Genomic DNA, 16,203 nt, shown 5'->3' with positions numbered 1-16,203 from the left:
TACCAATTTCTCTAGTTATCTGTTTCGTCCTACACAAATTATAAGACTCTGTGTATTCATACACAGAGTCTCTTTTTTTGATCAACCCGGTAGTAAATAAAAACCAATTCCAATGATAATATATGCCGCTAGTAAGGTTGCCCCTTCAAACCAGTTTGTATCACCGTCATTTGTGACCGAGATGGTTAAAAAGACAGCTGTTGCCATTGATATTAACTCAGGTAATGTAAAAACGAGCGGCATTTTCTCTGTAAATAAAAGTGAAATTAATACAAGCAATGGAGCTACAAACATCGCGACCTGTAAAGTTGATCCGACTGCGATTTCTACTGCTATGTTCATTTTGTTTTTATAAGCCATAAGGACAGCTGATGCATGCTCTGCAGCATTACCCACAATGGCAACGATAATAACTCCTATAAATAATTCAGACCAGCCAAATCTTTCTCCAACCGTCTCGAATGTATGTACTAAATTTTCAGATACATATGCAACCGCTACAGTCGCAAGTAACAAAATCGCGATGGCTTTTCCTTTTTTCCACTCAGGCTCCTCATGTACTTCCACTTCATCTGTTTTTTGCTGGTAAACGCCCCTGTGTGTAACTAATTTGAAGAACAATGCTGCCAAATAAAGAATGATTAGTATAATTGAAATTCCAACACTTAAAGAAATTGTACCTGCAGGATCCATCTCTGTTGTAAACACTTCCGGAATAACAAAAGCAACAATGACAGCAAATATTAATAAGCCTGAGTTATGTCTTGCATCATAAATATTAAATTCTTGGCGCTTATATTTAAGTCCCCCGATAAAAAAGCTCAAGCCCGCAACTAGAAGCAGGTTTCCCACGACTGAACCTGTTAACGATGCCAACACAACACCTACAAGTCCGGCCTTTAAGGCAAAAATGGATATAATGAGCTCAACAGCATTCCCAAAGGTTGCATTTAACAGCCCGCCTATTCTTGGACCGGCTACAATCGCCAAACTTTCCGTGGCTCTGCCCATAAACCCTGCAAGAGCAATGATCGTTAAACAATAAACCACAAACATAAGAACCGATGGCCAATGCATCAAACTTCCAGCTATCGATAGAGGCACTCCAATTAATACAAAGATTGTGAAAATACGATTAACCATTAGAACTCTCCATTCCTCAACATAGTTTATGAAGTTATTCTTCACATTAAAGGAAAAAATATCCTTATATAAACTACTTGTTTTATGAATGAAGTTCCCTTTTACTAACCTATTAAAACTCTAGAGTAATTCAAACGTCTCTTCAATTTCGATGCTTCCAGCAACAGATTGTGCCATTGGGCAATTTTTATTTGCTAATACAATCGATTGATGAATTTTCTTTTCATTTAAATTTTGACCTTTTATTTTATAGTGAATATGTATCTTTTCAATTCGATTTGCTTTTTCTTCATTTCTTTCAACATTTGTTGAGATCGCGATATCCTCTATATCGATTCTCTTTTTCTTTAAAATTTTCCTTAATACACCACCACTGCAAACAGCAATGGATGCAACCATTAATTGGTAAGGACGATAACCAAACTGTTCATCACCTGCTACATGAAGCTCACCAAATTCAGTTGTTGTTGTAAATCCTTCTTCTTCTTTCATTTTAAAATCCATTTTGATTCACCTCATCTTTTTAGGTTATTGTATCTGAAAACAGTATTTCATTAAAGGTGTTTGCTCTTGTTAAATTTCCTATTTCAGTATAAAGTATTACTGGCATTTGATGAATTTAGTTCATACGGAAATTGAGGGTTGCATATGAATACTCACCGATTAAGATTTTGGATTTTAGTTTCAGTCGTCGGAATATCAGGCTTTAGCCAAGGTATGCTTTTACCACTTATAGCGGTTATTTTTGAAAATACAGGGTTGTCATCAGATCTTAACGGCCTAAATGCTACTGCACTCTATATCGGCATTCTGTTGGTATCTCCTTTTATGGAATATCCATTAAAGCGATTTGGATATAAACCGATTATTATATTTGGCGGGCTAATTGTAGCCTTATCACTTGCCCTGTTTCCTTTGTGGCAAACATTTTGGTTTTGGTTTTTCCTTAGATTGTTTATCGGAATTGGTGACCATGCCCTACATTTTGCTTCACAAACATGGATCACTTCATTTTCATCAGAAGAAAAACGCGGGCGCAATATTTCTCTTTACGGTCTTTTCTTTGGGGTTGGTTTTGCCGTAGGGCCTCTTCTCGCTCCATTGGTTACAATAAATGAAGCACTCCCATTTATTATTTCATCGGTTCTTTGCTTTATTGGCTGGTTGTTAGTATTTTTGTTGAAAAATGATTATCCTGAACAAACAATTGAAGTAAATTCGATGAAAGAAACATTAAAACGATTTAAACATGCGTGGAAATATAGTTGGGTCGCTTTTTTACCCCCATTTGGCTACGGATTTTTAGAATCCTCTCTCAATGGAAGCTTTCCTGTATACGGATTGCGTATAGGGCTCGAGGTACCAAACATATCTGTTCTCCTATTCACTTTTGCAATAGGGGCCATTATTTTTCAACTGCCACTCGGAATTCTTAGTGATAAACTAGGCAGACGAACAGTATTGATGTCCATTCTTTTCATAGGCTTTTTAAGCTTTACAGCAGCCGGATTTTTAGAGGAGTCACTGGTAGCTCTAATGATTTGTTTGTTTATCTCCGGTATGGTTGTTGGTTCAACATTTTCATTAGGCATCAGTTATATGACAGATCTTATGCCGAAGAACTTACTTCCTACCGGGAATTTATTATGCGGGATCGCATTTAGTGTTGGAAGTCTTGCCGGTCCTTATTTTGGAGGACTGTTTATTGAATATACAACGAATATTAGTTATTTTATGATTATTAGTACGATGCTTCTATTCATAGCGGTTGCTGTAACATTTTCTAAAACAAACAGCATGCCTGCTGCGTCTTCGCAAAATATATCCAGCTGACATAGGTTTATCTATGTCAGCTTTTTGTTGATACTTTGTAGTTTTGTAACAAGTATAAAGCGAGTTAATTTCCGCTCTAGGATGCTCGCTTTCCGCGGGGCGTGCGGTGAGCCTCCTCGACGTGTAACGTCTGCGGGGTCTCACCTGTCACGCTGCTCCCGCAGGAGTCTCCCACCTTCCGCTCCAATTAACTTAAATTTTTCTGCCCAAATAACCTTTAAAATAGAAAAAATGATTGAACTGTCTCAGTTATCTGTTATATAATACAAATAAATAAAATATACTGTATTATAACAAAAAAGGAGATGGGATGATGAACAGACAAGAACGAAAGAATATGATTGAATTTATTGAGAGAATGAAGGATATTGATAGGAACTCGTTTCTTTTTATGACAGATGCTGATATTGAACATATTTATAGTAGTATTTATCAAGATTTAATTGAGTATGCAGAGTAAAAAAAGCTGACTGGAGTACAATATCCAGTCAGCTTTTTGTTTAATGGTAGCCGTTTTGTCCGTTTGCACTACCACTTGTTTTATGTTTCGGCTTTTGTTTAGAGTTTTGTTTGTTATGGCTTCCGCCTTTTTTTGTATGTTTTGTCATCATAATCCCCACCTTTTAAATAGTAAAGACTTTTGTCTTCTTGATTACTATTCCCGTGATGAGTTTTGACTATGAACAAAAACAATTGGTAACAAATTAACCAATTGTTCTTCTTTTATATAGCATTGCATTTAATTCTCCACCTAAAATAATGATCATTCCGGATAGGTAGAACCAAATCATCAGGACAATAATTCCTCCGATGCTGCCGTATGTTGCACTGTAATTTGCAAAGTTTCCTACATAATAGGAAAAGGCCAACGATACGACCATCCAACCAAGAGTTGCCGAAAATGCACCAGGTAGTCCATCTTTTATATGTAATCGTTTGTTAGGTGCAACAAAATAAAGAGCTGTAAACACGATGAATAGGATGATACCACTCACAAGCCATCTGAGAGTATTCCATATCGTTAAAAACTCTGCAGAAAATCCGAAATTAGAAAAAATAAATACACCAATTTCCTTTCCAAACACAGGTAATAAAAGTGCTACAATAATGACAAAAACCATGGCAATCGTCAGTAAAATCGCCATTCCCCTAGCAACAATAAACGAACGGCTCTCATCTACATCATATGCTTTGTTAAAGGCACGAACAATAGCATTGATACCGTTAGAAGCAGACCATAGTGTTGCAATAATACCAAAAGAGAGCAATCCCCCATTTCGATCATTCAAAATTTCATCCAACGTAGTATTGATCAGCTGCATGGATTGCCCGGGAGCAAACTCCTCTATTGTGTTTAGAACCTCGGTTTGTGAAATGGGAAGATATCCTATTAGTGTAATTAAAAAAATAAGGAACGGAAATAGTGATAATAGGAAAAAGTACGATAATTGTGCAGATAATCCAGGCACTTCATCACTTAAAAATCTAGAAACTAACTCCTTTAAAAAAGATCCCTTTTTCAACAAAGAATTCACCTCACGATTAATCTCGTTTTGGAATGAACCGCTCCTTTGTTTCCTGAATTAAGCTCATCACTTGTGGAGTCGTTTCCTTTAACTCCTTCACCTTTTCGTTAATAAATGTAATATCCTCTGATACCTCTTGAACTGTATCTTTGACAGAATCAATTGTTTCTCTCACTTCGTTCGTCAGGACCGTTGGATCCTCTACATATCCTTTAATCTTTGATGATACATTCTTACTTGTTGTGATCACATCATCACGTGTTTTTTTGTCAAGCAATGAAACAACTGCTCCTACTATAGCTCCAACCAACATTCCTCTTACCAGTTTATTGCCGTTTGTCATAAAAAATGTCCCCCTACTCCTACTAAAGTTTATGTACTTGTTTGATCTCATTTAATAAATTCACACAGCTTTTACTAACCATTTCATAAACCTCATCAAAGTTCCCTGTGTAATAAGGATCAGGTACATCAGCTACGGGAGAGTCTTCAAGGTAATCAAGGAGCCTTTGGATCGTACCGGACTTTTGATAACCGGCTAGACGTCTAATATTCCCTACATTTTCAGAATCCATGCCGATTAAATAGTCGTATTGAGTTAAATCCTCTGCTATTAATTGTCTTGCTTTTTGACCTTTATAAGATATGTTATAACGATCTAAAATGCGACGCGTCCCCTCATGAGGAGATTTTCCGACATGCCAATTTCCAGTACCGGCAGAGTCAATGATCATTTTGTCCTCTAAGCCTTCTTTCCTTACCAAATCCCTCATTACTGCTTCTGCCATTGGTGAACGACAGATATTTCCTAAGCATATAAAAAGAACTTTTACCATGATATCCTCCCTGAGTTTATTTTCTTGACCATATTATAATATGTTTCAAGGAGATCATGAAGTTTTTGAATGCTTAATATCTTTTCATGTTAAAATAGACAGTAATTAGCTTGAGAAAGGATGAAGGGCATGAACCTTACTGAAAAGTCGGTTGAAAATGTTGAATACATGATTGAACAAATTAAAGAAAAACTTAGAGTTTTAAACTTAGGAGCCATCAAACCTTCACACTTTGACGAAGAAATGTATGAAGAGCTAAAGGATATTTATGAACATGTTATGAAACGAAACTCATTTAGCCCAAATGAAATGCAGGCCATCGCTGAAGAGCTTGGCAACCTTAGAAAAGCGTAAGCGCCTTGGTCAGCCTAGGGCAAATAAGACGATTTAGAATAGGAGGTGTTCTTTGCCTCCAATTCTAAATTGGCTAGACCCTAGAGGGGCTAGGCGCTGGAGCTAGACACTAAAACTAAGTCCAGAAGTTAGTAAAGCATAATAAATGATTCTTACCCCTCCCCAACTTACATATGAATGTAAATAAGGAGGGGGATTTTTATGCTAAGCTGGTGGTTAGGAACACTCAGTATATGTGGATTCCTCGTCGTCGCCATTGTACTTGTTTTATATGCCTTAAAAGGTGCCGTAAATGCAGAAGACTCCAATCGTATCGATCCATTGCCTTCTGACGATGAAATAGAAAAATAGGTTGTTTTTAGGCTGTCTCATTTTAGAGACAGCCCTTGTTCATTCTTTAAACAAACGTTTAATTAGCTAATAACTTTAATGACTCTCTCGTAAAAGCAGGTAAATCCTCTGGCGTCCGACTGGTCACTAATTGATTCTGACATACAACAACCTCTTTATCATGAAAATTCGCACCGGCATTTTTCAAATCAACCTGAATGGATTTATAGCCAGTCACATCTCGTCCTTTCAAGGTTTCAGCTGTAATAAGCAGCTGTGGACCGTGACAAATTGCAAATACCGGTTTTTCCGCATTCATAAACTCTTTTACGAAATTCACAAAACGATCATCTGCTCTTAAAATGTCAGGAGAGAAACCACCCGGTATAAATAATGCATCAAAATCATTTGGCTGCACTTCATCAATACCAGCATCGATTTCTACCTTTGCTTCTCCCTGTTTCCCTTCAACTATTTTCCCTTTTTCTTTTTCAATAGTTGTCAAAGTATGGCCAGCTTCTTCAAAGGCTTTAGCTGGTTCAGTATACTCGGAATCTTCAAAAGAACTTGTTAACACGACTGCAATTTTTTTTGACATGCTGTGCATCCTCCTTCAATTTTTGTATATATCATCAATACCCGGACAAGCCGAGGTTAAACTTTCTATACATAAAATTCACTTAATAAATATTTTTTATAAAAGGTAGTTCTCATTTCCCATATTCTTAATATACTTATCACTGAAAGCGCTTTCCAACGATTGTAAGAGGGGGGAAATAGTTATGAGATTTACAAGAGTTTTAGGATTAATTTTTGGATTAATTATGATTTTTGCTTTGCTTGGTGCCTGTAGTAATGAAGTAAAGCCGCCTGCTACAACTGATACAACAACTGAAAAGCCAGGAACAGAAGAAGAAGATACTTCAAAGGGTTCGACTCCAAGAAATGAAACACTATATGTAAATGGATTACAGTGGGGACCACCTTCAACATTTAGCCCATTAGGCGGGAATCCATCATTCCCAATTGCTTATGCAAACTCAAGATCACTCGTTTATGAAAATCTATTTATGATTAACATGCTTGATGGTGCATTGGAGCCTTTACTTGGTACAAGTTATGAATGGACGAATGATACAACTCTTCACATTGAGTTAAATCCGGATGCAAAGTGGAATGACGGAGAAGCCTTTACGTCTGAAGATGTTGTCTATTCGTACGAGCTTGGAAACAAATACCCTATTTCCTGGAGTAATTTCTGGGAAGCTATTGAAAGTGTTGAAGCTGATGGTGAGAATGCTGTCAATATTAACTTAAAACAAGATAATCCTAATCGACTCACTGTCTTAGACAGTCTTCAATTAGTGCCTATGATGCCAAAGCATGTGTGGGAAGAAATTGAAAAAACACATAACAGTGATATAGCTGCCATTCGTGAGGAAGTAAACCCTGAGCCGGTTGGAACAGGTCCTTACAAAATGCACACATTTGATAACCAAAAAATTACGTTAATACGAGATGACAATTATTGGGGTCAACAGCTATTCGGAGGTTTACCGGCACCTAAATATATAAGCCATGTTATTTATAAAGATAATGCTGCCGGATCACTTGCCTTCAGTAAAGGTGAAGTAGATGTATCTCAACAATTCATTCCTCAAGTGTGGAAAATGTGGGAAGACGGAGCCCCAATTAAAACATACTTAGAAGACAAACCATACTATCTGCCAGGCTCAATGCCATCTATCTTCTTTAATACAACGAAGGAAGGCCTTGATAATCCTGATGTTAGAAGAGCGATTGCGATGGCAATTGATTACGATAAAATTTCTGAATTAGCGATGAGTGGATATTCCGGTGAAATGAAGCCATCGATTACGTTAGATACTCCTTCTGAATCAAAATACGTTGATCAGGATGCGATCAAATCTCTTCAATGGACAACAGATGTGGACGCTGCTAATGAATTGCTTGACAGCATCGGTGCTAAAAAAGGTGCTGACGGCATTCGTGTCCTTGATGGAGTAAGACTTGGACCTTGGGAAATTGAAGCTCCATACGGTTGGTCAGATTGGAATGCTTCTCTGGAGATTGTCGCCCAAAACGCGAAAGCGATAGGTATTGAAATTAGAACCAACTTCCCTGAAGCTCCTGTGTGGACAAATAACCGCCAAACAGGAAAATTCGATATTATCATGGATACCCCTGCCGGTGCTGTAAGCCCGAGCCAACCTTGGAACAGAGCAAGAACCATCATGTACTCTGAAGGTGTTGCCCCAATTGGCGAGATGGCGTTTTGGAACTGGGGAAGATATAAAAACGAAAGAGCTGATGAGTTAATTAAAGAAATTCCTACTGTTACAGACGAAGCTAAACTAAAAGAAATGTACACAGAGCTTACAAAGATTTATTTAGAAGACGTTCCAACTATTCCACTCATGTACAGACCTTGGGTATTCCATACAGTGAACGAATCAGTATGGGAAGGTTTTGCAACTGATGGAGACGGAAGCAATATCCCTCCACAAATTTCAATAGATGGAGCTGGAATAAAAGATCTCTATCAAATTAAAAATAAATAGTTTCTCTTATCAGAAAGGTAGTTGGGGGACATTTCTCCCCCTCCCTTTTAATTAGAAAAATTCATATGGGGGTGCAGAACATACATGAACGCTTATCGGAAATTTTTCTTTAAAAAGTCCCTCTGGTATTTAGTGACGCTCATTATTGCCGTAGCCTTAAACTTTCTCTTACCAAGACTCATTGACGGCAACCCAGTCAGTGTAATTGCTGGTCAAATGACACAAGGTATGACTGACAGTGATTCCATAAAAAAAGTGTATGATACCTTTGCAGAGGAGTTTGGAATTGATAAGCCATTATGGCAGCAATTTTTTATTTATTTAGGAAATCTTGTGAAGGGTGATTTGGGAACCTCATTTGGACTTTATCCAACACCTGTCACATCAATTCTTGCATCAGCTGTACCTTGGACATTGGCCTTACAACTTCCTGCCATCCTTGTCGGGTGGATAATCGGAAACGCACTGGGAGCTATTGCTGCTTATAGAAAAGGTATTTTCGATAAAGTACTTTTTCCGACATTCCTGTTTATTAATTCTATTCCATTCTTTATCCTTGCGATCATTATGCTGTATATCTTTGGGTTAACTCTTAATTGGTTCCCTACATCAGGCGGATACAATTATCAAATGACACCAAACTTAAGTTTTGAATTTATCGGATCTGTAATAAGTCATCACTTTCTTCCGTTTCTATCAATTGTTTTAGTCACAATTGGTGGTCAAGCTATCGGAATGAGAGAGATGTCTATCTATGAATTAAACACAGATTATGTGCTTTATAGCAAATTATTAGGAATAAAAGATTCCACGATTGCTAGATATGTATTTAAAAATGCAATGCTTCCGCAAATTACAGGTCTGGCTTTATCGATTGGTACGATGATTGGCGGATCATTAATCACAGAAATTGTCTTTAGTTATCCCGGCATTGGGACATGGCTATTTACAGCCATTCGCCAACTGGATTACCCGCTCATCTCAGGAGCAACTCTCTTAATCGCGATTTCTGTTCTTTTAGCGAACTTTACAATTGAGATCATCTATGGCTTAGTTGATCCAAGAATCAAAGCGACACAAATGGAGGAAGAATAATATGAATAGTTCTTTTCAAATATTAATTCGTTCCCCTAAATTTCTAATCGGTGCCATTACCTTTTTATTAATGCTTGCTTTTGTCACAATTTATCCGCTAATTAATACAAGTGACCCGACAGAAATGGTAGCATTAGCCTTTCAACCTCCAAGTGCTGAGTTACTTTTAGGTTCAGACAACTTCGGTAGAGACTTATTTTTGGAGCTTGTCCATGGTATTAAAACATCCATTTTCGTAGGTTTAGTTGCCGGTTTAAGTGCAACCATCATTGGGTTAATTATTGGATTGTCAGCAGGATACATCGGTGGAGTTGTTGATGATATTTTGACAGCGGTAACAAATATCTTCATTGTTATTCCTTCTTTTATCGTCTTAATCTTAATTTCAGTAAGCATTGATTCAAGAAGTACATTGATTACCGCGATTGTCATCGGGATTACCAGCTGGCCGTGGACAGCTCGTGCGGTAAGAGCACAAACTTCTTCTCTTCGGAACAGGGATCATGTTAATATCGCCAAAATCTCAGGTCACAGCACACCAAGAATCATTACCTTTGAGATTCTACCCTATATTATGTCTTACGTTGTGATGGCATTTGTGCTGCAAACAGCATCAGGAATTCTTTCAGAAGCCTCCATTTCCATGCTTGGTTTAGGGCCATATAATACGATATCACTTGGAATTATTATGAACTGGGCTTTAACATTTGAAGCTCCTGTTTCCGGTGCATGGTGGGCTTTTATACCAGCCGCGATTTCCATTGCGATTATCACATTTTCCCTCTATTTAATGAACACTGGTATGGATGAAATCTTCAATCCTAAGATAAGGAGCTAAGATAAATGAGTAAAAACATTTTAGAAGTAAAGGATCTAAAAACCTACTATAAAACGAGATTAAAAGAAAAAGTCTTTGCTGTGGATGGTGTTGATTTTCATCTTGAAGATGGAAAAACGATCGGAATTGCCGGTGAATCCGGCTGCGGAAAATCAACATTAGCATTAAGCTTAATGGGATTTTATTTTCCTCCCCTCCACTTTGGAAGCGGAACGATTTCAATCAACGATGTTGATATTATGAAGCTGGAAAAAGAAAAACTTAGAAAACAGGTACTGGGACGGGAAATTGCCTATATTCCACAAGCTGCAATGAATGCATTAAACCCGACAATTAAAATCATTCAATTCATTGAAGATATTATGAAGGAGCACCGTCCGGAACTAACAAAAAAGCAGGTTTATGAAATGGCTGCTGAACGATTTGAGACATTAAATCTATCTTCTAAAGTATTACATTCATATCCTAATGAATTATCCGGCGGTATGAAGCAAAGAACCGTTATTGCGATCTCAACCATTTTAAACCCTAAGGTTCTCATTGCCGATGAACCAACATCTGCCCTGGATGTTACATCACAAAAAGTAGTTATCAAGCTCTTAAAAGATTTATTAGATAAAAAATTCATTCGTTCATTAGTCTTTATCACACATGAGCTTCCTTTGCTTTATCATGTAACAGATGAAATCATGGTCATGTACGCGGGAGAAATCGTAGAAAGAGGAAAAGCTGAAGACGTCATCTTCAACCCGATACATCCTTACACAAAGAAACTGATGGGATCCATTATCGTTCCTGAATCAGGAATGAAAGACCATAAATTAGCAGCCATTCCCGGTGCTCCACCAAACTTAAAAAAGAAAATACAAGGCTGCCGATTCGCAGACAGATGCTCTTACACAACAGATGAATGCAAAAGCAGCAAAATAACGACCACACATGTTGGTGACCGTTTGTATCGATGTCGACTTGACAGTGACACACTAAAGGAGTGGTACGCAAATGAAGCCTGATCAGGAGCTATTAATCAGCGGCAAAGATATCACCAAGGTCTTTGGATATGGTAAAAGCAAAAATACTGCCGTTGATTCTGTCAATTTTGCCTTCCACCGCGGTGAAATCATTTCAATCGTTGGTGAAAGTGGAAGCGGAAAAACCACATTAGCTAAAATTGTCATGGGACTATTAAAAGAAACAAGTGGAGAGATTACCTATAGAGGGCAGCCTCGTAAACTAAAAAATCATCGTGATCGAAAAGCCTATTGGCAAGATATCCAAGCCATCTTCCAAGATCCTTTTTCATCGTTTAATTTGTTTCACAAGGTTGAAAAGTTGTTAAACGACTGTATAGATCTGCAAGGACTAAAGCTCTCAAAAGAAGAACGGTTCGAAAAAATGAAAGAAGCCTGTACATTTGTGAATCTTAAGTTTGAAGAATTGTATAATAAATATCCATTTGAACTGTCGGGCGGTCAAATGCAGCGGCTTATGATTGCGAGAATATTTCTCCTTCATCCAAAGGTACTTCTCGCCGATGAACCAACATCCATGGTTGATGCATGCTCCCGCTCGACTATATTGGATATGCTCCTAAAGCTACGAGATGAAAATGATATGACAATTATTTTTATTACACATGACGTAGGATTAGCCTATTACGTAAGCGACACCCTTTACATTATGGAAAAAGGAAAAATTGTTGAACAAGGCAGTGCTGAACAGGTTCTAATAAACCCTCAGCACCCATACACCCAGCAGCTTATTTCAGATGTACCGAAGCTGAATGAGGAGTGGAACTTAGGTTAAAAAACGATCAGCCAACTTAACATAAGTTGGCTTTTACACCTTCAATTTCTTTAATAAAATCAATAACCTTCTTTTCATACCCTTTAGGATCTACATTGAATGCTTCTGCATGACCTGCACGTGGAACCAAGTATAGCTTTTTGTTTTCCTTTTTCCTTTTAAACATGTCTAAGGTCATTTGCAAAGGAATGAAGCGATCTTCTTTTCCATGTATAAACAGGATTGGTGTTTTGGTTTTTTCCAATCCTTTTATAGGAGAAACCTCAGGAAAGCTCCAACCGTGTCTAAGCTTTATAATGAAGCTCACCAAATCAATGATCGGATAAAACCGCAGTTTGAAGTCAAGCTTCAGCCTGATCCGTAACAATGACGAAAAGTCACTGAAGGCACAGTCTGCAATACAAAACTTCACACGATGATCCCGTTTACTTGCCTCCAACGCAGAAGCCGCACCCAATGATTCACCTAACAAGCCGATAAAAACCTCTTCACCCATTTCTGCGCAAAAATAATCGATCCATGCTTTTAAATCATCTTTTTCATAATAGCCAAATGAGGTGTATGTTCCCCCGCTTAATCCATGAAACCGATGATCACATAACAGAACATTAAAACCCCTTCTTTGAAACATCTCGACATACTTAAAACTCCCAAATAATGACCACTTTATCCCATGTGCAATAATCATTACCTTCCTGCTATTTTCCACAGGAAACAGCATCCCATGGAGTTTATAGCCATAATAAGATGGAATAAAAAGCTCTTCTTTTTTCTTCTCCCGGAACAAGCGATCATCTATTTCACCTTTTTGAATGCCAAGCTTATATGTTTTTTCATAAGGTACCCTTTTTGGTGAAAGAAGCAGCCGGCTTATAAGGTAAAGGCTGATTAGGAACATTAATAAGGAGCTTAGCACAATCCAGATAATCCAATTCACCATCAACTTCTCTTCCCTTCTAGGCTTTTTTATAGTTTATTTAAAAGGCTAGAAGGTGTGAAAGCTAATTTGGGTGTTTTCTCATAATTAAGTGTTATACATCCAGATAAACATGAGAATTGATTCGTTCCATTTCACTGCAGAAACTTGCTTTCCGATGGGAGGAAACTGAGCATCCTCAGCTTCGCCTGTGGGGTCTCAGCATTCCTCTCTTCCCGCAGGAGTCAAGTTTCTTCCGCTCCATTCGACTAAGCCTAAATTACCAAACAGCCACAACCTTTATACTTATAATAAAAAACCCTTCACAAAAGTTTTGAATTTGTGAAGGGTTTTTTTATTATATTGTCCATTGATCATGAACGACTGCGACAAGCTTCCACTCTCCTGTTGAATCTTTTTCAAACACAAGGTTTAATGCTTTCCAGTCCATATTTTCATTTTCCTCTGTCCCTTTTACGTAATATTCGACCACATGGGCATCCGGGAAGAAGTCTTGTATATTTTTAATCGTATTTCCTCTTGGCTCTGTTGGATTTAGCACAACTTCATCTGCTTCAGCGTAATTGGCATCATAAATAAATTCAGTGAAATACTCTAAAGGTGTTAGCTCGATTGGTTCTCCACTTCCATCTCGTGTACCCCATGTCTGCTTGTCCTTTGATTGAAAAGAGTTGACTAATTCGTCCTTTTTAATGGTGATCGCATCTTTTTCAATATGAGCGTAAGGAGAAAATAATACACCCTTCTCTTGGTGAACATAGTTTGTAAGTTCTTCGGCATTTTTTGCTTTTATGAGGGAGATTACCTTATCTGCTTTTTCTTGGACCAGTTGTTCTTCAGATTTTTCAGGAGTGTCTTGATTTTGATTGTTTTCTTGTTCCGGGTTTGTTTCTTCTGACTCTTCTGCTCGTTCAGGTTGCTCTTCGGTTGTTTGTTGGCAGCCTGTTAGGAGAAGCAGGCCAATAAGAATAAAAGCGGAAATGGTTTTGTTCACGTTAGCCCTCCTCGTTTTTGGTTTATTGTCCATTTTGCACGTTCTTTGGAAAAATTATTACTGGTTTTTGAAAAATAGCTCTCAGTGCCTAAAAATAATTAAAGTACATACAAGGTTCGTTCCATTGCGCTCCAGACACTCGCTTTCCGGCGGGGAGGAAGCTGAGCCTCCCTCTAGAAATGTTGTAATATCAACCTTTAAAGCTGTTTTCCTGGCTAATAAAATTTTTTTATTATCAATTAATTTATAAGATTTTCTAAATGTTCAAGAATCTGTAAGGGGAAGCTTACGCTTCGCTAGAGCTAATTGGAAATTATTAACTCTATAGTGCTTATGTGATGCACATTGGATCTCTGCGAAACTTATGATGACTTACCCTCCCATGTCTCTTGGCGTCTAGCGCATACATTCCTTCGTTTGGTCTATTCATAAGGCAGAGGCTGGCAATGCTCCTCGAGGGACTCTTGGTCTAATGGCTCATATCGTGCCGGCTTCTCCGTGTCATCCTCTTGTTTAGATTTTCAAACTACTAAGAAGTAGCTCAAGCTGCCTCTTGGAGGCAATGGAGGTCTCTCATCATAAGACTTGCATTAAAGTGCACACGTTTCACACACAAAGCGTGTAGAATTTTAAGTAACTTCCCACATAATACAACCATGGCTTCTTTCTTCTTCAGCGGATTGACAGTACGAGTTGTGTAGTATTTATAAAGGGATTTAAATGCTATGTTATGTTGAATTAATGGAAGAATAACTCTGTATAATATAGCTCTGAGTTTCCTTCTACCCCTTTTTGATATTTTCTTTTGGCCTATATGTTTGCCCGAAGAGTTTTCCCTAAGGGTGAGTCCCGCTAATTTAATTAATTGGCGTGGATGCTCATATTTGCTAAGAGAACCAATCTCAGAGAGTAATTCAACTGCTGTATTTTCACCTAAACCAGGAATAGATAAGATATACTCATAGTCTGTCAATTGTTGAGCGAGTTCAGTTAATCTAGAAGATAAAGCTTCTAGTTGTTTAGAAAGAGTTTTGAATTGAGAAAGCAATGCTTCTATCTCAAATCGTGCCATTTCTAGTCCCTCTATAAGTCCGATGGACTTGGTGGCTAGTAATTTCAACTTTTGAATCTTAGAAACAGAAAGACATTGTAGTCCTTCTACATTTTTGTATAGCTGAATCAGTTCTTCATCACTTTTCCCATCAAAATCAATTGGTAATGGCGTCATTTCAAGCACAGCGCAAGCGTTCTTCCCAAAACTTTTGAATATGTGCTGAAACTCAGGGAAATAAAGATCTGTCCAACGAATCATACGGTTTTTAATAGATGTAATATCTTCTTGTAATTTCGACCGAAGGCTCGCTCCGTTTCGAAGTTCTGCTTCTACCCCAGTTAGTATTCGAGAATAAGTGAACCGTCCGTCACGTATTAAGCTAGCGATAACGCGAGCGTCTTTTTGGTCGTTTTTGGTTTGAAGGTTATCATCTAATTCTTTCGTTCTATTCACGTGCATAGGATTTACCAAGACAAATCGAATTTGCTGATCAACCAGATATGCAGCTAAGTTCATCCAATAGTGCCCAGTGGGTTCAAATCCGACTATAACCTCTGATTTTTGATGGCGAGATTGTAGAAACTTGATTCTTTTAACTAGCTGTTCAAAACCAGCATCTGATTGAAAGAACGGAAATGATTTTTCTAACACACGGCCACGATCGTCAGCTGCACATGCAAAATGTTTCTGCTTGGCAATATCGATTCCAATGACCAACGTATGTTCAGAAACTTGATTAATTTTGTGATTCATATTACTATTCATCATATGTCCTCCTGTATGGTGATGAGTTTCGATTGGGAAGTTGATACTCAAGCATCTTACAAGAGGACTTTTTATTTTGCAAGAACCCTTTAGGATTATAAACAGGAATG

Annotated in this window: 18 protein-coding genes; 9 read left to right on the top strand and 9 right to left on the bottom strand. The window is 37.9% G+C overall.

Features of this window, described 5'->3' with window-relative positions:
- Window positions 1-81: 81 nt before the first annotated feature.
- Together cax and BK577_RS14000 are read right to left on the bottom strand one after the other, a co-directional pair.
- Window positions 82-1,143, bottom strand: coding sequence for a calcium/proton exchanger (gene cax / locus BK577_RS14005; RefSeq protein WP_078433352.1), 1,062 nt, complete (start codon window positions 1,141-1,143; stop codon window positions 82-84).
- Between the two features lie 120 nt (window positions 1,144-1,263).
- The gene (locus tag BK577_RS14000; RefSeq protein WP_078433351.1) at window positions 1,264-1,647 is read right to left on the bottom strand and encodes an OsmC family protein; all 384 of its coding nucleotides are present in this window, start codon (window positions 1,645-1,647) and stop codon (window positions 1,264-1,266) included.
- 144 nt (window positions 1,648-1,791) lie between these two features.
- Between BK577_RS14000 and BK577_RS13995 the strand changes: the two genes are divergently transcribed.
- Together BK577_RS13995 and BK577_RS13990 are read left to right on the top strand one after the other, a co-directional pair.
- Window positions 1,792-2,976: an MFS transporter gene (locus BK577_RS13995; RefSeq protein ID WP_078433350.1), complete on the top strand. Its 1,185-nt coding sequence runs from the start codon at window positions 1,792-1,794 to the stop codon at window positions 2,974-2,976.
- A 313-nt stretch (window positions 2,977-3,289) separates the two neighbouring features.
- Window positions 3,290-3,436, top strand: a complete 147-nt coding sequence (locus BK577_RS13990) for a BH0509 family protein (RefSeq protein ID WP_078433349.1) — start codon at window positions 3,290-3,292, stop codon at window positions 3,434-3,436.
- A gap of 244 nt (window positions 3,437-3,680) precedes the next feature.
- Here BK577_RS13990 and BK577_RS13985 read toward each other — a convergent pair whose 3' ends face one another.
- Genes BK577_RS13985 through BK577_RS13975 form a run of 3 tightly spaced genes read right to left on the bottom strand, consistent with a single transcriptional unit; the run spans window position 3,681 to window position 5,338 of the window.
- Window positions 3,681-4,502, bottom strand: coding sequence for a YihY/virulence factor BrkB family protein (locus tag BK577_RS13985; RefSeq protein WP_078433348.1), 822 nt, complete (start codon window positions 4,500-4,502; stop codon window positions 3,681-3,683).
- A 16-nt stretch (window positions 4,503-4,518) separates the two neighbouring features.
- Complete coding sequence (locus BK577_RS13980) at window positions 4,519-4,845, bottom strand: YtxH domain-containing protein (protein WP_078433347.1); 327 nt, start codon at window positions 4,843-4,845, stop codon at window positions 4,519-4,521.
- 22 nt (window positions 4,846-4,867) lie between these two features.
- The gene (locus BK577_RS13975) at window positions 4,868-5,338 is read right to left on the bottom strand and encodes a low molecular weight protein-tyrosine-phosphatase (RefSeq protein WP_078433346.1); all 471 of its coding nucleotides are present in this window, start codon (window positions 5,336-5,338) and stop codon (window positions 4,868-4,870) included.
- 129 nt (window positions 5,339-5,467) lie between these two features.
- Between BK577_RS13975 and BK577_RS13970 the strand changes: the two genes are divergently transcribed.
- Together BK577_RS13970 and BK577_RS26015 are read left to right on the top strand one after the other, a co-directional pair.
- A complete protein-coding gene (locus BK577_RS13970; protein WP_026561926.1) occupies window positions 5,468-5,692 on the top strand; it encodes a DUF1128 domain-containing protein in 225 nt (74 codons plus the stop codon).
- 201 nt (window positions 5,693-5,893) lie between these two features.
- The gene (locus tag BK577_RS26015) at window positions 5,894-6,043 is read left to right on the top strand and encodes a hypothetical protein (protein ID WP_169908242.1); all 150 of its coding nucleotides are present in this window, start codon (window positions 5,894-5,896) and stop codon (window positions 6,041-6,043) included.
- A gap of 58 nt (window positions 6,044-6,101) precedes the next feature.
- On the opposite strand, the gene BK577_RS13965 is transcribed toward BK577_RS26015, so the two are convergent.
- Entirely contained in the window at window positions 6,102-6,620 is a 519-nt protein-coding gene (locus tag BK577_RS13965) for a type 1 glutamine amidotransferase domain-containing protein (protein WP_078433345.1), read from the bottom strand.
- Between the two features lie 184 nt (window positions 6,621-6,804).
- On the opposite strand from BK577_RS13965, the gene BK577_RS13960 reads away from it, so the two are divergent.
- The 5 genes from BK577_RS13960 (at window position 6,805) to BK577_RS13940 (ending at window position 12,343) form a co-directional block, all read left to right on the top strand.
- Window positions 6,805-8,604 (top strand): ABC transporter substrate-binding protein, encoded by a 1,800-nt coding sequence (locus BK577_RS13960; protein ID WP_078433344.1) that lies wholly within the window; start codon window positions 6,805-6,807, stop codon window positions 8,602-8,604.
- An 84-nt stretch (window positions 8,605-8,688) separates the two neighbouring features.
- Window positions 8,689-9,699: an ABC transporter permease gene (locus BK577_RS13955; RefSeq protein WP_026561929.1), complete on the top strand. Its 1,011-nt coding sequence runs from the start codon at window positions 8,689-8,691 to the stop codon at window positions 9,697-9,699.
- 1 nt (window position 9,700) lies between these two features.
- Entirely contained in the window at window positions 9,701-10,537 is an 837-nt protein-coding gene (locus BK577_RS13950; protein WP_078433343.1) for an ABC transporter permease, read from the top strand.
- A 5-nt stretch (window positions 10,538-10,542) separates the two neighbouring features.
- Window positions 10,543-11,550: an ABC transporter ATP-binding protein gene (locus BK577_RS13945; RefSeq protein WP_078433342.1), complete on the top strand. Its 1,008-nt coding sequence runs from the start codon at window positions 10,543-10,545 to the stop codon at window positions 11,548-11,550.
- Complete coding sequence (locus BK577_RS13940; protein WP_078433341.1) at window positions 11,540-12,343, top strand: ABC transporter ATP-binding protein; 804 nt, start codon at window positions 11,540-11,542, stop codon at window positions 12,341-12,343. The genes BK577_RS13945 and BK577_RS13940 overlap by 11 nt, the downstream gene beginning before the upstream one ends.
- 16 nt (window positions 12,344-12,359) lie before the next feature.
- Here BK577_RS13940 and BK577_RS13935 read toward each other — a convergent pair whose 3' ends face one another.
- The 3 genes from BK577_RS13935 to BK577_RS13925 form a co-directional block, all read right to left on the bottom strand.
- On the bottom strand, window positions 12,360-13,283 hold the full coding sequence (locus BK577_RS13935; protein WP_078433340.1) for an alpha/beta hydrolase: 924 nt from the start codon (window positions 13,281-13,283) through the stop codon (window positions 12,360-12,362).
- A 334-nt stretch (window positions 13,284-13,617) separates the two neighbouring features.
- Complete coding sequence (locus tag BK577_RS13930; protein WP_078433339.1) at window positions 13,618-14,274, bottom strand: hypothetical protein; 657 nt, start codon at window positions 14,272-14,274, stop codon at window positions 13,618-13,620.
- A 541-nt stretch (window positions 14,275-14,815) separates the two neighbouring features.
- Window positions 14,816-16,093 (bottom strand): IS110 family RNA-guided transposase, encoded by a 1,278-nt coding sequence (locus BK577_RS13925; protein WP_078431673.1) that lies wholly within the window; start codon window positions 16,091-16,093, stop codon window positions 14,816-14,818.
- Window positions 16,094-16,203: the final 110 nt, after the last annotated feature.

This window comes from Metabacillus halosaccharovorans, from assembly GCF_002019635.1.
In the GTDB taxonomy this organism is placed as follows: Bacteria; Bacillota; Bacilli; order Bacillales; family Bacillaceae; genus Metabacillus; species Metabacillus halosaccharovorans.
Note: the sequence above shows the minus strand (reverse complement) of the source record. Positions and strands in the feature narration are given on the sequence as shown.

Excerpts from the sequence above, each read along its gene's own strand:
- cax (WP_078433352.1), bottom strand. The coding sequence starts at position 1,143 with ATGGTTAATCGTATTTTCACAATCTTTGTATTAATTGGAGTGCCTCTA.
- BK577_RS14000 (WP_078433351.1), bottom strand. The coding sequence starts at position 1,647 with ATGGATTTTAAAATGAAAGAAGAAGAAGGATTTACAACAACAACTGAA.
- BK577_RS13995 (WP_078433350.1), top strand. The coding sequence starts at position 1,792 with ATGAATACTCACCGATTAAGATTTTGGATTTTAGTTTCAGTCGTCGGA.
- BK577_RS13990 (WP_078433349.1), top strand. The coding sequence starts at position 3,290 with ATGAACAGACAAGAACGAAAGAATATGATTGAATTTATTGAGAGAATG.
- BK577_RS13980 (WP_078433347.1), bottom strand. The coding sequence starts at position 4,845 with ATGACAAACGGCAATAAACTGGTAAGAGGAATGTTGGTTGGAGCTATA.
- BK577_RS13975 (WP_078433346.1), bottom strand. The coding sequence starts at position 5,338 with ATGGTAAAAGTTCTTTTTATATGCTTAGGAAATATCTGTCGTTCACCA.
- BK577_RS13970 (WP_026561926.1), top strand. The coding sequence starts at position 5,468 with ATGAACCTTACTGAAAAGTCGGTTGAAAATGTTGAATACATGATTGAA.
- BK577_RS26015 (WP_169908242.1), top strand. The coding sequence starts at position 5,894 with ATGCTAAGCTGGTGGTTAGGAACACTCAGTATATGTGGATTCCTCGTC.
- BK577_RS13965 (WP_078433345.1), bottom strand. The coding sequence starts at position 6,620 with ATGTCAAAAAAAATTGCAGTCGTGTTAACAAGTTCTTTTGAAGATTCC.
- BK577_RS13960 (WP_078433344.1), top strand. The coding sequence starts at position 6,805 with ATGAGATTTACAAGAGTTTTAGGATTAATTTTTGGATTAATTATGATT.
- BK577_RS13955 (WP_026561929.1), top strand. The coding sequence starts at position 8,689 with ATGAACGCTTATCGGAAATTTTTCTTTAAAAAGTCCCTCTGGTATTTA.
- BK577_RS13950 (WP_078433343.1), top strand. The coding sequence starts at position 9,701 with ATGAATAGTTCTTTTCAAATATTAATTCGTTCCCCTAAATTTCTAATC.
- BK577_RS13945 (WP_078433342.1), top strand. The coding sequence starts at position 10,543 with ATGAGTAAAAACATTTTAGAAGTAAAGGATCTAAAAACCTACTATAAA.
- BK577_RS13940 (WP_078433341.1), top strand. The coding sequence starts at position 11,540 with ATGAAGCCTGATCAGGAGCTATTAATCAGCGGCAAAGATATCACCAAG.
- BK577_RS13935 (WP_078433340.1), bottom strand. The coding sequence starts at position 13,283 with ATGGTGAATTGGATTATCTGGATTGTGCTAAGCTCCTTATTAATGTTC.
- BK577_RS13925 (WP_078431673.1), bottom strand. The coding sequence starts at position 16,093 with ATGAATAGTAATATGAATCACAAAATTAATCAAGTTTCTGAACATACG.